Genomic DNA, 15,261 nt, shown 5'->3' on the forward strand with positions numbered 1-15,261 from the left:
CTACATTTACTATATTGGAATATAAAAAGAAGCTATAATATATAGCTTCTCTCTACGTTTCTTCAATCGTTATGCACCTTATATTCCACAACTTTACCATCTCTATCAAATTGTAAAACAAGATGTTCACTATCTATGGGAATAAAGCCACGTTCAGTTCCAAGATAGTACGAAGTGATAACCCCGTTTTCTCCATTTCTCGTTTCAGTAGGCGTTCCTAATAATTGTGTAATTTCTTCATTTGATTTTCCTGTTAATTTATATTTTTGCAATAGATCATCTACCATATGTACCCGTTTATCTTCAGCATGTAACCACCGATCTTGTTTAAACTTGGAAGTGTACGTATGCATACTTAATTGTGCCGTACATACTACTAACGGAATAAGTGCTACTATTAACACTCCCGACATTTGCTTCTTTTCTTCATTACGATTTTTAGCAACATATAAGATCGACTTTTGAATCATAACTAATAAAACAAATGGCATGGCTATTATAAAAATGCTCGTTACACTTAATGACGTATGAGCCATACCAATAATAAACATAAAAGCAAGATACATGAGTATATACAAACAAATATAAACATACAAAATACCCCTTAATATAACACTCAGAAAGCCCACCTCTTTTTAATTCATTATATAATTCATTCGATTAATGGTTTCTCGAAGTTTTTCCAACTCTTGACCTGTATATATTACTTTCCCCGTTAAGAATTCATTTCTGAAGAACGATACAATTTGCTCTCTATCTTTTAATCTCGGCGTTTTTTCTTCAGAAAGATCTAGCACTTCTTTCCCATTCTCATTATAAAAATATACAATCGGATTTATGTTTTCCTTTACAATATCAACTTGCATTTCTTTCAAACAATTGTATAGAATATGAGATAGTTTCTTCGCTCTATATACTGGGTTCCCTTCATTTTTCACTTGTATCGTTAATGAATCTTCACCTGTAATATATTCAAACGTCTCTTCTTTCTCTATCTCTTGTTGATACTTGCCAATTTCATCAATCATAAATGAATATGTACTAGCATTTTCTTTCGTTAAGCCATGAATTAATTTCCCTGTCCATTCTTTCGTTTCAAGTACATACATACCCGTTTTACTTAAAACAAGATGATGAATTCGAAAATCATTTCTTCCATGCTGATTCCTCATAAAAACATTCGGCATTATATGAAATTCATTATCTAGTATTATGCCTTGCTCTACGAAGCCACGCTTCATATATTGTAATGTTTCGTGCGTACTCACTTCGGCTCCATTTTTCGTATACTCTCGCAAATCTGCAATTAACTTTTGAAACATATGTATTTCGTTACTATGTTTTTCTTGCATTTCACTGCGTTCTTTACTATGTTGCACAGCTAATTGATTTTTCATCATACGCATATTTTCAAGTTCTCTAGCTGCACTTATTTGTAAATCATTGTATTTTTTCTGTTCCATATTTTTTAATGTATTTTGCTGCTCTTTATGTTCTGTAACCGTAGCTGCAATTTCATTTTCGTACGTTTCAATTGCTTGTTTCTTTTCAAATTCCGCTTGCTGGCTCTCTGATTCTAGCTGTTTATTTTTATAAAACAGCACGAATACTGCAGCTAATAATAATAAAATTACACCTATTAGCACATAATCCATATTTTTTCTCCTTTATTTCATTTTCAATTATTTTTTATAAATATATCTATTATAGTATACTATGGTTTCGATATAGACCTTGTAAAAGTTGTATATTTTTAATAAAAGGTACCTCTGAAGAGATACCTTTTATTTCCACTCTATTGTACACCATACTGAATATAACTTGAATCGTAGTATACCCATTGATTTGTCCCTAAGCAAAGCCATCCATCTTGCTTACTCCATACTCGATACGATTCACCATGATGTAACTGTCTTATAACATTTCCATTTAATGATGGAGCATCACGTAGATTTACATTATCACCAGTAATAGTCGCCACATAATGTTTATACTGAATATAACTCGAATCATTATATACCCACTGATTTGTCCCTAAACAAAGCCAACCACCCTGTTCTCCCCAAACTTCATATGCTTCGCCACGATTCAATTGGCGAATTACACTAGACTGTAAAGATGGTCCACTTCTCAAATTCACATTATCTCCATTAATTATAACAACTCCGTACACTGGAGTTGCATTATTAAACGGGGAAACATTACCTCCACCACTTGCTCCATTCCCTTGTAAAGCTTCTAATGAAACTGCAGCTGATACATCACAATTTCCTACGCCTGAAATTTGTCCAGAATCTGTGTACTGCCACGCTGTCCACTCTGTCCATCCACCAGCATCAGCAGGCGGTGTACTCGAGTATCTAGCAATCCAAAGTGGAATATCACTTAATCCGCTAATTCCGAACTCATTAATATACCAAACTCCTGTATATAACATTACATCTTTTCCAGTAGCCTGTTTCACATAATTTATGAAGCTTCTTGCCCAATTCGATATAGCGCTACCAGTTAAATTACTGTTGCTCGGATCTGTTGGTGATTCTAAATCCAGAACTGGCATTAAGTCTGTGTGGTTACTTTGTAATATACTCACAAAATATTTCGCCTCTGAAATTGCATCATTTTGTTCTGGGCGTGCAAAATGGTATGCACCGATTAATACATTCGCATTTCGTGCTGCTTGTACATTCTTAGTAAAAGTAGGATCAATGTAATTTACACCTTCTGTCGCTTTTGCATACGCCGCTGAAATACCGGATCCCTTCACTGCATTCCAATCAATATTCCCTTCCCAATGAGACACATCAATAAACGTAATATTTGAACTAGATCTATCTTGCATATAAAAGCTCCTATCAATTTTTTCATTTCGTATACATACAATATGTACAACTTTATTAAAGGGTGACGACGTTTATACTATAGACATAAAGAGCAAACATATTTTATAACCAAAGTAAAAAAGCCTTGTAATTACAAGGCCTTTTGTAAACTTCCTTTATTTTGTAGTAAATACATATTATAATACAATCCTTGTTCACTCAGTAATTCTTGATGCGTCCCTCTTTCTACTATCTCTCCATCGTGCATAACAAAAATTTGATCTGCATCTTGTATGGTAGATAATCTGTGCGCAATCGCTATCGTAGTCCGTCCTTTTCGCATTTGCTGTAACGCTGTTTGGATTGCATCTTCAGTTTCTGTATCAATATTTGCTGTTGCTTCATCTAATACTAACACTTTCGGATTCGTTGCTATCGTTCTAGCGAAAGCAATTAATTGTCGTTGACCACTAGAAAATGCAGCTCCTCTTTCTACTACTTCCGTTTCATACTGCTCTGGTAATTTTTCAATAAACGTATTCGCTTGCACAAATTGTGCCGCTTCTTTTACTTCTTCATCCGTAATTTCTTCATTATACATACGAATATTTTGTTTTACATTTCCCGCAAATAAAAATGCATCTTGCAATACAAGTCCTATTTTCTTTCTAATTTCTTGTTCTTCAAATTTCTCTAACTCTACACCATCTATTACAATATTTCCGGAATTAATATTATAGAATCTCAGTAATAAATTCATAATAGTACTCTTTCCGCTGCCAGTGTGCCCAACGAAAGCAACCGTTTGCCCTTGTTTCACGTGAAAAGATACATTTTTTAAAACATCACGTTTTCCATCGTACGAAAAAGTAACATTTTTAAATTCAATATCTCCATTAATAACTTGAGGATTTCCATCCCCTTTTTGAACTGGCGCTAAATCTTTCTCATCCATTAAATGAAATACACGTGATGATGAAACCAGTGCCTGTTGGAAAAATGATAATTTCATCATCATCTCATTTACAGGCTGGAAAAAACGATGTATATAGTTAACAAACGCATATAAAACGCCTACTTCAACAGGACTCTTCAAAGCATCAATTCCAAATAAACCAAGTACTAACGCAATAGCTACAATATGAACTAAATCAGTTGCTGGACGTAAAAGCAATGCATCTAACTTTAATGTACGTCGCCCTGCACTATAATGTTTATTATTCACTTCTTCAAATTCTTTTCTCATGCGCTTTTCTTGTCTGAACACTTGAACAATATTCATCCCTTGAATGGACTCGTTTAACTTTGCATTTAACACACTTAATTGATTACGGACTTCTAAATAAAAAGCTGCACTTTTCCGGCGATATAGCACCATAATCGCAAACATGATCGGAATTAATACGAGAGAAAATAGCGCTAATTTTACATTTAATAAAAACATCGCTACTAAAATCCCTGCTAAAAATACGATATTTTTAACAAATGTTGATAATACACTGACATAAAAATCTTTAATTGCTTCTGTATCATTCGTTATGCGCGATACGAGCGTACCAATCGGCGTACGATCAAAGAAACTTAATGACAACTTTTGAACATGCTCATATACTTCAACACGCATATCTTGAACAATTTTAAAAGCAATATTTTGAAAATATAACAAGTCTAAATAAGTAAATAATACTTTTAATAAGTGAGCAACAATATACACTACAAATAAAGTAACAAGTGCTGATTGATCAAAGTTACGTGGTACTAAGTGTTCATCAAGAAATTGTTTAATTAAAAAAGGACCCATCATTTCTGTTACAGTTGCACCAACTAGAAATAAAAATGCTAATGCTAACAGTCCTTTATATGGCCTCATATAAGACAGTAATCTTCTTAAATCGCTCTGTTTTTTCTCAGCCATCATACGCCTCCTTTCTCGACTAATGCTTCTAACTGCTGGCTTTCATACATTTCTTTATACCAACCATGTTCTTTCATTAGTTGTTCATGTGTACCTCGTTGTACAATTCTACCTTCATCCACAACAAGAATAAGATTGGCATGCTGAATTGCACTTAAACGATGGGCAGTAATAATTGTCGTTTTCCCTGCTCTTTCCCTCTTTAAAGCATTTAAAATTGTTTCTTCTGTTTTTGCATCTACTGCTGATAAACAATCATCTAAAATTAAAATTTCAGCATTCGTTAATAAAGCACGCGCAATAGAAATCCTCTGTTTTTGACCTCCAGATAACGAAACGCCTCTTTCTCCTACTACTGTTTCATATCCTTCTGAAAATTGGAGAATATCATTATGAATACAAGCAATCTCTGCGGCCCGAGTAATTTCATTATATGTAGCATCCGCCTTTCCAAAGGCAATATTCTCCCCAATACTTGCTGAAAATAAAAAATGATCTTGCGGCACGTATGAAATGGCAGAACGGACACCGTAAAGTGTTACATCGCGAATATCCCGCTCCCCAACTTTTAACTCACCATTAAAATGATCATACTCACGTATTAAACATTTTAATAAAGTCGTTTTCCCTGCACCTGTACGTCCTACAATCCCTAACGTTTCCCCCTTCTTCAAATCAAAGTGAATATCCGTTAAATGTAACAGTTCATTTTTCTTATACGAAAACGAATCGACCGCAAATGAAATATCACCGCTCGCTATTGTATGCACAGCATTTTCTCTATTTACTACATCTGATTTTTGTGAGAGGATTTTTTCTACACGGTCATACGAAGCACGCCCACGCTCCATAATATTAAACAGCCATCCAAACGCTAACATCGGCCAAACGAGAGTACCTAAATATGTCGTAAATGTAACGAGATCACCTACTGTTAATTCACCTCTCACAACTAATACTGACCCGTAACATACTGCAATTAAAAAAGAAAAACCTACGATAAGAGCGATTGTTGGATCAAATAACGAATCAATACGTGCAACTAACATATTTTTATGTACGACATCTTCTGATTTTTTTCGGAACGCTTGTAAATCTTCTTTTTCTTGTCCAAGCGATCGAATTACCTTCATCCCACTCATACTCTCTTGCACTTTATCATTGATTTCCGAAAACGATTGCTGTGCTTTATGAAACCTTTTATGTAATAAAGTGCCGTAATAATTTGTCGATATTGCTACAATCGGCATTGGAATTAAGCTTAACAATGTTAACTTCCAACTAATTGTAAAACCCATCGCTACGAGTACACACCCTCCAACAGCTAATGAATCAACAAGTGTTAAAACACCCGCCCCAGCAGTTTGCTGAATTGCTTGAATATCATTGGTCGCGTGCGCCATTAAATCACCTGTGCGATTTGACTGATAGAAAGATGGACTCATCTTTGTAAAATGTTCATACAAATTTTTCCGTAATTGGCGAGCTAACTTTAATGAAGACCCAAAAATCATAATGCGCCACACGTAACGTAATATGTACATCGTAATACCTACGAGTACTAAGAGTACAACCCATTTTAGTAACTTATCAGTCGTTAATGTTCCATCGTTAATTTCATCTACAACAATCCCAATCACTTTTGGTGCTACAAGTTCTAAAAGTGCGACGCCAAATAATAAAATAATTCCGGTTATGTACGCTCGTTTTTCTTGTTTAAAAAACCACGCTAAATTCATAAATACTTTCATATTTTTCCTCCTCCCTTAAAATGAGCGATGTTTTCAGTTTACCAAAAATACAGAATTTTTAAAAGTTTTAAACTCTGTCTATATCAAAAAGAAAAGACACTCTTAGCGAGTGTCTTTTAGCGCTTATTTCATTTGTTGCTTGTTCATCGCGCTCATCATTTGATTGATTTTCTTTTGGGAAGGTTTTTGTCCCATTTGCATCATCATCATTTTTAACATTTGTTCGTTAATTGGTGGATTTTTTTGTAAGTAATTCATCATGTATTTGCGGGCAATGAAAAATCCTAACGCCACGCCTGCTACTAGTGCTACTACGCCCACTAGAATACCTAACCAAATTGGCATATATTTTCCTCCTTCATGTTGTCTACCTTACAGTGTACTAAAACCTTTTCAATAAGACAAGATACAATTCGACATTTTTTACACATATGTTCGTACTTGTTTTAGAGGATTCAGCCATCCGTACTTTGTATTTTCATAATCCATAGCTAAAAATGTTAATTCACACTTCCGAAGCACCTCAAAGAAAGTCGTTTCCATAGAAACATTTCCAGAGGTATTCATGCGAATATAGTGTGGTTTCACCATTATTTCGCCATATTCTGCCCCTGTATAAAGTGTATGTGTATGATGTGTTCGATCATATTTACCAAGAACGCGCAAAGCTTGTTCTAATTTATGATGAATTTTCATTACTTGTAATGGCATCGTTATATACATCATTTGTTTATATAGCACTTTTTTCTCCGAAAGGGACCCAGATTCTGAAAATCGAGCAAATAAATCAAAAAACAAATATTCACGACCAAAGTAAGCTTTCGCAATATCCTCTTGAATTAAATACAATTCATACGTTTTCATCTTTCGCCTCCCAATCTGGACAACCTTTTCTCTTCATTATATAGAAGAAATTTTGCAATGATTGTCTGACTGCGGAGAGAGAAAAAACTTTTTCTGTCGAAAAAACTCATTTACATAGAAAAACCTCTCCATGCCGGAGAGATTTTTCTAAAATCATTAAAGCATTTCTTTTACTTTACGAACAACGTTCTCTACAGTAAATCCATACTCTTCCATAATCTTCTCACCAGGAGCAGAAGCACCGAATGTATCGATACCTAACACATCTCCTTCAAGACCTACGTAACGGTGCCATCCGAATGTAGCACCCATTTCGATTGCGAAACGTTTTGTTACTGCTTTTGGTAATACAGATTCTTTGTACTCAGCAGTTTGAGCTTCAAAGCGATCCATAGATGGCATGCTGACAACAGATGCGTCAACACCGTCTACTGCTAATGCTTTTTGAGCCTCAACAGCTAGACTTACTTCTGATCCAGTTGCAAGTAAGATTACATCAGCTGTTTCTTTCTTGCTTGCAGAAACTACATATGCACCTTTTGCTACTTTTTCATACGTATCGTCTTTTGCACCTTCTAATGTTGGAAGATCTTGACGAGTTAATACTAAAGCAGTTGGTTTGTTTGTAGATTCTAGAGCTAATCTCCAAGCAGCAACAGACTCGTTACCGTCAGCTGGACGAATAACAGATACATTTGGCATTGCACGTAGCGCCGCTAATTGCTCGATTGGTTCATGTGTTGGACCATCTTCACCAACAGCGATACTGTCGTGTGTGAATACATACGTTACCGGCAATTGCATTAATGCTGCAAGACGAATTGCTGGACGTAAGTAGTCAGAGAATACGAAGAACGTACCACCGTAAGTTTTTAAACCACCATGTAGTGCAATACCGTTCATTGCTGCACCCATTGCGAACTCACGTACACCGTACCAAATGTTCTTACCGCTGTAATCATCTCTTGTAAAGTCTTTTTCGTTATTCATGTATGTTTTGTTAGAACCAGCAAGGTCAGCTGATCCACCGAAGAATGATGGTACAGATTCTGCAATTGCATTAATTACAGCACCAGAAGAATTGCGAGTTGCTGCTTTTGATCCTAATTCATAAGTTGGTAAGTTTTGCTCCCAACCTTCTGGAAGTTGACCGTTCATTGCTGCTTGGAATTCGTTTGCTAATTCTGGGTATGCTTGTGCATATTCACCTAGCATAGTGTTCCACTCTGCTTGCGCAGTTTCACCAACATCTTGTACTGTTTTACGGAAGTTGTCGTATACTTCTTCTGCTACGTGGAAGTCTTGCTCAGCAGTCCAAGCATATGCTTCTTTCGTTAATTTTGTTTCTTCTACACCTAGTGGAGAACCATGTGAAGCTGATTTTCCTGATTTGTTTGGAGAACCGAAACCAATTGTCGTTCTTACTTCAATTAGCGTTGGGCGTTTTTCGTCAGCTTTCGCTTCTTCGATTGCTTTTGCGATAGCTTCAATATCGTTTCCATCCTCAACACGGATTACTTGCCATCCGTATGCTTTGTAACGATCTTCTACACTTTCAGAGAATGAACGATTTAAATCGCCATCTAATGAAATATCGTTTGAATCGTAAAGCACAACAAGGCGACCTAATTGTAAATGAGCAGCTAATGAAGATGCTTCAGCAGAAACGCCTTCCATTAAATCTCCATCACCACAAATAGCGTATGTATAATGATCTACTACATTATACGCATCACGGTTATATTTAGCAGCTAAATGTCTTTCAGCCATTGCCATACCTACAGCAGTTGAAATACCTTGTCCAAGTGGACCAGTAGTTGCATCTACACCAGGTGTATGACCGTACTCAGGATGTCCTGGAGTTTTGCTTCCCCATTGACGGAAGTTCTTTAAGTCATCCATTGTTACATCATAACCAGATAGGTGAAGTAGGCTGTATAATAACATTGAACCATGACCTGCTGATAATACGAAACGATCACGGTTAAACCACGTTGGGTTATTTGGATTGTGTTTCATAAATTGAGTCCATAATGTATAAGCCATTGGTGCTGCACCCATTGGCATTCCTGGGTGACCAGAGTTTGCTTTTTCAATCGCATCGATGGATAATGTGCGAATCGTGTTGATAGAAAGTTGTTCGATTGAATGTGACATGCTATTCTTCCCTTCGCTTATATTAGTAAACGTTTTATACATTTATATGATAGCTTCCCACGCAAGATTATACAACATGTATCGACAAATATGTTGATGTTTTTTTGATTTTTTATAAAAAAATCAATGTTTCCGGGAATGTATGGGCATTCAATATGACATACTTTTTCATTATTTTTATTTTAAAAAGAAAGAGAATTATCTGTATATTTATACATATATACAAAACCCTTCTATACTAACTTTTTTAGCCCACCTTTAAAAATACAAAAAAGCATCTAAATTCGATGCTTTTCAAATCAGTTAAACAATCCGTTTCCGAATCGAACTTGAAATAAAATCAATGATAATAACCATTAAAATGATGCCTAATAAAATAATTCCTACACGAGACCAATTGCGTGAACTCAGCGCAAAAATTAGAGGTGTGCCAATTCCCCCTGCTCCAATAACACCTAAAATGGCAGCGGATCGCACATTAATTTCGAACCTGTATAACGTATAGGATAGAAAATCTGGTAATACTTGTGGCAATACTGCATACCAAAGTATTTGAAATCGATTCGCACCTGTTGCTATTAACGCTTCCTTCGGTCCTTTATCTATATTTTCAATTCCTTCTGAATATAATTTTCCTAACATTCCAATAGAGTGTAACCCTAAAGCTAGAACGCCGGCAAAAGAACCTGGTCCAACAGCTTTTATAAATAAAAGAGCCATAACTAATTCAGGAAATGTACGGACAAAACTAAGTACAAATTTCCCAGTTCCCGAAGTTAATTTTCCACTACTCATATTCGTCGCCGCCCAAAAAGCGAATGGAACAGATAAAAAGGCAGAAATAAATGTACCTAATATCGCAATTGCCAACGTATCAATTAAACCATGTAATAAATCTTCACCATCTGACAAAGATACATACGACCAATCTGGATTCAATACACCTGTCATAATTGCTTTTGTAATTTCTCCCGCCGTATCTTTGATTCCCTCTAGCGGTACTCCCGAAAAAGCCCATACATAAACAAATGTAAGTGCTATGAAAATAATCCAGCGATACATACTCGGTTTCTTCGGTTTTGGTACGATTAACGTCGTTTTACTCATTATAATTTCTCCCGCAACAATGTACTTACATAATCAATTAACAATACAACAACAAGGGTATAAATAATAATAGATGCAGTTTGTTCATATTGTAAAAACCCAAGTGTACGATCATAATATAATCCGATACCGCCAGCTCCTACTAAACCTAAAACAGCTGCTGCACGTACGTTTACCTCAAATGTATAAAGAACATAGGAGACAAAATGCGCTTTCACTTGCGGAATTACCCCATAAACAATCCATTGCACCTTATTTGCTCCTACTGCTGTCATTGCTTCTAATGGACCTGGATCAATCGATTCAATTGACTCATACAACAATTTCGCCACGAGCCCAATTGAGAAAAACGTAAGAGCTAAAATACCTGGAAGTGGTCCTATTCCAAAAATAGCTACGAAAATTGCCGCTAATAATAAATCTGGTACCGTTCGGATAAAATTTAAAATCAATCGAGCGGGACTGTACAAAAATGCACTCGTAAACACATTACTTGCCGCAAATAGTGCCAGTGGAATAGCTAATATCGCTCCTAAAGTCGTCCCGATAATCGCCATACGTATTGTATCTAACATTGCTGTTGTAATAACTTGAAAATAACTCCAATCTGGCGGCACCATCTCTTTTAACAAATCCATCATATTAGGAAAACCAACTACTAGTTTTGAAAATGATGCGTCGACCTGCATACTACTTCCCCACAACAGTAAAATGACTAGAATTAACGTTAACATATGTTTTAACTTACTCGGCGGCTTCGGTATCGATTTCGAATATATCGTCACGTCATTCATTTAACTGCCACCTCTAACAATTCGCTTTTCTGCGCTACGTCACCATAAATTTCAGCAAATTTTTCATCCGTTGCCTCTTCTACTAGGCCATCAAAAACAATTTCACCTGCATGTAATCCAATAATGCGTGTCGCATATTGCCTAGCTAAATCAATAGAATGTAAGTTTACAATTGTTGTAATTCCAAAATCTTCATTAATTTTTTTCAAATCATCTAATACTTGCTTTGTTGTTAGTGGATCTAACGACGCAACAGGTTCATCCGCTAATATGATTTTTGCTTCTTGCGCCAACGCTCTAGCAATGGACACACGTTGTTGTTGTCCTCCTGATAATTCATCAGCCCGCGCATATGCTTTTTCTAAAATATTTACCCTTTTTAACGATTGAAAGGCAAGCTCCAAATCTTCTTTCGGAAATATGCCTAACGTTGTACGCAATGTCGAATGATACCCAACACGCCCAGCTAATACGTTCTTTAATACCGTTGATCGCTTTACAAGATTAAAACTTTGAAAAATCATACCAATATCCCGGCGCATGCGGCGTAATCCTTTTCCTTTTGCAGCAGTAATTGACTCACCTTCAATCATGATTTCGCCTTCTGTAATCTCATGAAGACGATTTACTGATCTTAAAAGTGTAGACTTTCCAGCTCCGGACAGCCCTACCATTACAACAAACTCACCTTTTTGAATTTTCAAGTTTATATGATTCAATCCTTTTGTACCATTTGGATACACTTTGGAAACATTTCGAAACTCTATCACACATCTTACCTACCTTCTATGAATTCAAAACGGCAAACTAACTGAAAACATACCTTTCCAGTTAGCTTCCATTTCCATATGTATTATCGCGTTTTTACTTTCTTCCCATATTCACGAACGATATCAAATTTACTATCATCAGATTTAACATATCCTTCATGTGAATATACTTCTTTAATGATTTTGTGACCTTCCTCATTCTTTCCAATTTCAATGAAAGCATCCTGTAATTTCTTGCTCCACTCTTCATCTAAATCCGAACGTACCGAAATCGTATCGTTTGGAATTTTCTCCGTAAATTTCACTATTTTCGTTTGATCGAATATATTCGGATAATCTTTTTTTACAATATTACGAGCATCTTGGAATACAACAGCTGCGTCTACATCACCATTTAAAAGAGCAATAAGCGACTGATCGTGACCTTTTAATGTAACAGGTTTCACATCTTTTAACGGATCAACGCCCTCTTTTAATAGTACAGCCGCAGGCCACACATACCCCGCTGATGACGTTACATCTTGATAACCAATTTTTTTACCTTTTAAATCTTTTACACTATTAATATTTGAATCTTTCTTAACAACAAATTCAGACTTATAAAAGTCTACTAAATCCTTTGTAGGAGCTCCCGTTTCATCATCTACTCCAAAACGTTGTGCTTGTAAAATTACGTTTGCAGCCTTTTTCTCATGTGCTAGCACATACGCTGTTGGAGGTAAAAAACCTACATCTACTTGCTTAGATGCCATCGCTTCTACAATTGTATTGTAATTCGTCGAAATACTAACTTTTACTGGAATATTTAACTTATCACTTAATAGCTTCTCAAGTGGTTTTGCCTTCGCCTCTAACGTATCTGCATTTTGAGAAGGAACAAATTGAACATTTAAAGTCTTCGGTACATACCCTTTTTTCGTATCTTCATTTTTACTTGCGCTTGATTCCTTCGTTCCACAGCCACTTAATAAACCCGCTGCTAATACAACTGTTGTACTCATTGCAAAAACTTTTTTCAACATAATTAATGCCTCCATTTTTGTTGTTATAAAATAACCTTCCGTAAACATGAAGAAATATATCACACAATTTCACGAATAATTGTTTATTTACAGAATCTTTACACATTCTATACACTCACATTAAAATTCTCTTCCTATATTTGATATGCTTAATTGGTAGATAACAATAGAAAAGGTGAATGATATTGAATCAAAATCAAATTGTAACTTTAAACATCTTATTAACAAGTGATATACATGGTACCGTTTATCCAATTCACTATCAAGATAACTCCAAAGCTGAAATTGGTTTAGCTAAAATTTCTACTCTTATAAAAAAAGAACGTTCCGAAAATAGAAACGTCCTATTAATTGATAATGGTGACTTCATACAAGGAACACCCTTTACTTATCATTACGCTACATATGAAAAAGATAAGAAAAACCCAATGTCATTAATAGCAAACTATTTACGTTACGACGCTGCAGTGATTGGGAATCATGAATTTAATTATGGACTGGACGTATTAAATCATGCTATTTCTACTGCCAACTTCCCGTATTTATCAGCAAATATTTTAGATAAAAACAGCAAAGAATCTTATTTCGGAAAACCATATATAATAAAACAGATTGAATCAAATATAAAAATTGCTATTTTAGGGATGACAACGCATTACATTCCAAATTGGGAACAACCCCCTCACATTAAAGACTTACAATTTGAAGATGCGTTAGAAACAACAAAAAATTGGGTTTCTTACATTCGCGAACACGAGAAACCAGATTTACTGGTCGTAGCGTATCATGGGGGATTTGAACGCGATTTACAAACTGGAGAACCGACTGAAGTTTTAACAGGTGAAAACCAAGGGTATGCAATGTGTCATGAAATTGAGGGCATAGATATTTTATTAACAGGCCATCAGCACCGAAAAATTGCTCAAACAGTGGGTAATGATGTAACAATTTTACAGACTGGATGTAATGGACATTCAGTTGGAAAAGTAACTATAACATTTGAAAAAATGAAACAAGAGTGGGTAAAAAAAGAGAGTTATTCAGAACTATTGGCTGTGCAAGAAATCGAGGCAGATCCAGATGTTCTTTACTTGGTAGCCGATTATGAAGAGAAAACACAAAAATGGCTTGATCAACCTATTGGAATCATCCACGGTGACATGCAAATTTCAGATGCTATGCAAACTCGTTTGAAAGACCATCCTTTTATTGAATTCATAAATAAAATACAGATGGATATTGCTAATGTTTCCATTTCTTGTACAAGCCTATTCCATAATACATCTCCAGGTTTCCCGGAACATGTAACAATGCGTGACATCGTTTCTAATTATATTTATCCAAATACATTAAAAGTAATTAGAATAACTGGCTCAGATATAAAAGATGCTCTCGAACTCTCTGCTTCTTATTTCACATTAAAAGAAGATGGATCTATCATCGTAAACCCTACCTTTATAGAACCAAAGCCGCAACACTATAATTACGATATGTGGGAAGGAATTTCGTACGTATTAAACATTTCAAAACCAATTGGCGCAAGAGTAGAATCTTTACAACATAAAGGCACTCCTCTTAATATGAACGAAGAATATGACGTCGTTATGAATAATTATCGCGCAAGCGGCGGAGGGAACTTCTTTATGTTTCAAAATAAGCCCGTAATAAAAGACATCCCAACAAATATGTCTGAACTTATCGCTAACTATATATTGAAACATAAAAAGATAGAAGCAACCGTTAATAACAACTGGGAAGTTATTAAATAAATAAAAAAGATGGGCTTCGCCCATCTTTTAGTTTAATTTTGCATTATCTTGCTTTTTTAAAGCTTTTAATTTCGCCGGTGTAACATCAGTACCTTGTTCGTTAACAACTTTAATTCCTTTTAGTTCGTTTAACATATTTTGACGAAATCCTTTTAAATATTGTTCACGTAGCGATTGACGCTCACGTTGTTCTTCTTCAGTTAAACCTTCAGCTTTTGCTTTTTTCGCTAAGAAGTTAATGCGTTCAACGAGTTCGTGACTAAGCATCTCGAATCCCCCTTCTACTCAAA

Annotated in this window: 14 protein-coding genes; 1 reads left to right on the top strand and 13 read right to left on the bottom strand. The window is 35.5% G+C overall.

The window, feature by feature from the left end:
- Nucleotides 1–62: 62 nt before the first annotated feature.
- The 12 genes from RTP99_RS07320 to RTP99_RS07375 all read right to left on the bottom strand — a co-directional run bounded on the left by RTP99_RS07320 (nt 63) and on the right by RTP99_RS07375 (nt 13,202).
- Nucleotides 63–629: a hypothetical protein gene (locus tag RTP99_RS07320; RefSeq protein ID WP_011040582.1), complete on the bottom strand. Its 567-nt coding sequence runs from the start codon at nt 627–629 to the stop codon at nt 63–65.
- Between the two features lie 6 nt (nt 630–635).
- Nucleotides 636–1,655: a nuclease-related domain-containing protein gene (locus tag RTP99_RS07325; RefSeq protein WP_000386802.1), complete on the bottom strand. Its 1,020-nt coding sequence runs from the start codon at nt 1,653–1,655 to the stop codon at nt 636–638.
- A 140-nt stretch (nt 1,656–1,795) separates the two neighbouring features.
- Nucleotides 1,796–2,842: a GH25 family lysozyme gene (locus RTP99_RS07330; protein ID WP_001154090.1), complete on the bottom strand. Its 1,047-nt coding sequence runs from the start codon at nt 2,840–2,842 to the stop codon at nt 1,796–1,798.
- 131 nt (nt 2,843–2,973) lie between these two features.
- Nucleotides 2,974–4,737, bottom strand: coding sequence for an ABC transporter ATP-binding protein (locus tag RTP99_RS07335; RefSeq protein WP_000818387.1), 1,764 nt, complete (start codon nt 4,735–4,737; stop codon nt 2,974–2,976).
- Entirely contained in the window at nt 4,737–6,488 is a 1,752-nt protein-coding gene (locus RTP99_RS07340) for an ABC transporter ATP-binding protein (RefSeq protein ID WP_000862464.1), read from the bottom strand. The genes RTP99_RS07335 and RTP99_RS07340 overlap by 1 nt, the downstream gene beginning before the upstream one ends.
- 123 nt (nt 6,489–6,611) lie before the next feature.
- Nucleotides 6,612–6,833, bottom strand: coding sequence for a YneF family protein (locus tag RTP99_RS07345; RefSeq protein ID WP_001123317.1), 222 nt, complete (start codon nt 6,831–6,833; stop codon nt 6,612–6,614).
- 78 nt (nt 6,834–6,911) lie between these two features.
- Entirely contained in the window at nt 6,912–7,352 is a 441-nt protein-coding gene (gene sirA / locus RTP99_RS07350; protein WP_000860645.1) for a sporulation inhibitor of replication protein SirA, read from the bottom strand.
- A gap of 156 nt (nt 7,353–7,508) precedes the next feature.
- Nucleotides 7,509–9,509 carry a transketolase gene (gene tkt, locus RTP99_RS07355; protein ID WP_000019785.1) on the bottom strand — a complete coding sequence of 667 codons (2,001 nt, stop codon included), beginning with the start codon at nt 9,507–9,509 and terminating at the stop codon, nt 7,509–7,511.
- 303 nt (nt 9,510–9,812) lie between these two features.
- Nucleotides 9,813–10,616: a phosphonate ABC transporter, permease protein PhnE gene (phnE, locus tag RTP99_RS07360; RefSeq protein WP_016718259.1), complete on the bottom strand. Its 804-nt coding sequence runs from the start codon at nt 10,614–10,616 to the stop codon at nt 9,813–9,815.
- Nucleotides 10,616–11,410, bottom strand: a complete 795-nt coding sequence (gene phnE / locus RTP99_RS07365; RefSeq protein WP_001000768.1) for a phosphonate ABC transporter, permease protein PhnE — start codon at nt 11,408–11,410, stop codon at nt 10,616–10,618. Before phnE (RTP99_RS07365) ends, phnE (RTP99_RS07360) begins: the two co-directional genes overlap by 1 nt.
- Nucleotides 11,407–12,180, bottom strand: a complete 774-nt coding sequence (gene phnC, locus RTP99_RS07370) for a phosphonate ABC transporter ATP-binding protein (RefSeq protein ID WP_000569239.1) — start codon at nt 12,178–12,180, stop codon at nt 11,407–11,409. Before phnC ends, phnE (RTP99_RS07365) begins: the two co-directional genes overlap by 4 nt.
- Before the next feature lie 83 nt (nt 12,181–12,263).
- Complete coding sequence (locus RTP99_RS07375; RefSeq protein ID WP_312365029.1) at nt 12,264–13,202, bottom strand: phosphate/phosphite/phosphonate ABC transporter substrate-binding protein; 939 nt, start codon at nt 13,200–13,202, stop codon at nt 12,264–12,266.
- Nucleotides 13,203–13,387: 185 nt separating this feature from the next.
- Here RTP99_RS07375 and RTP99_RS07380 point away from each other — a divergent pair, with 185 nt between their 5' ends.
- Complete coding sequence (locus tag RTP99_RS07380; RefSeq protein WP_001075239.1) at nt 13,388–14,971, top strand: bifunctional metallophosphatase/5'-nucleotidase; 1,584 nt, start codon at nt 13,388–13,390, stop codon at nt 14,969–14,971.
- Between the two features lie 27 nt (nt 14,972–14,998).
- Here the strand turns inward: RTP99_RS07380 and RTP99_RS07385 are convergent, their stop codons facing one another.
- Nucleotides 14,999–15,238: a DUF896 domain-containing protein gene (locus tag RTP99_RS07385; RefSeq protein ID WP_000948565.1), complete on the bottom strand. Its 240-nt coding sequence runs from the start codon at nt 15,236–15,238 to the stop codon at nt 14,999–15,001.
- Nucleotides 15,239–15,261: the final 23 nt, after the last annotated feature.

It is taken from the genome of Bacillus sp. (in: firmicutes), from assembly GCF_031983925.1.
Classification (GTDB): Bacteria; Bacillota; Bacilli; order Bacillales; family Bacillaceae_G; genus Bacillus_A; species Bacillus_A pacificus.

What these genes read in the sequence shown, in the direction of transcription:
- RTP99_RS07335 (WP_000818387.1), bottom strand. Translation starts at nt 4,737, where the DNA reads ATGGCTGAGAAAAAACAGAGCGATTTAAGAAGATTACTGTCTTATATG.
- tkt (WP_000019785.1), bottom strand. Translation starts at nt 9,509, where the DNA reads ATGTCACATTCAATCGAACAACTTTCTATCAACACGATTCGCACATTA.
- RTP99_RS07325 (WP_000386802.1), bottom strand. Translation starts at nt 1,655, where the DNA reads ATGGATTATGTGCTAATAGGTGTAATTTTATTATTATTAGCTGCAGTA.
- RTP99_RS07385 (WP_000948565.1), bottom strand. Translation starts at nt 15,238, where the DNA reads ATGCTTAGTCACGAACTCGTTGAACGCATTAACTTCTTAGCGAAAAAA.
- RTP99_RS07345 (WP_001123317.1), bottom strand. Translation starts at nt 6,833, where the DNA reads ATGCCAATTTGGTTAGGTATTCTAGTGGGCGTAGTAGCACTAGTAGCA.
- phnE (WP_016718259.1), bottom strand. Translation starts at nt 10,616, where the DNA reads ATGAGTAAAACGACGTTAATCGTACCAAAACCGAAGAAACCGAGTATG.
- RTP99_RS07375 (WP_312365029.1), bottom strand. Translation starts at nt 13,202, where the DNA reads ATGTTGAAAAAAGTTTTTGCAATGAGTACAACAGTTGTATTAGCAGCG.
- sirA (WP_000860645.1), bottom strand. Translation starts at nt 7,352, where the DNA reads ATGAAAACGTATGAATTGTATTTAATTCAAGAGGATATTGCGAAAGCT.
- phnE (WP_001000768.1), bottom strand. Translation starts at nt 11,410, where the DNA reads ATGAATGACGTGACGATATATTCGAAATCGATACCGAAGCCGCCGAGT.
- RTP99_RS07330 (WP_001154090.1), bottom strand. Translation starts at nt 2,842, where the DNA reads ATGCAAGATAGATCTAGTTCAAATATTACGTTTATTGATGTGTCTCAT.
- RTP99_RS07340 (WP_000862464.1), bottom strand. Translation starts at nt 6,488, where the DNA reads ATGAAAGTATTTATGAATTTAGCGTGGTTTTTTAAACAAGAAAAACGA.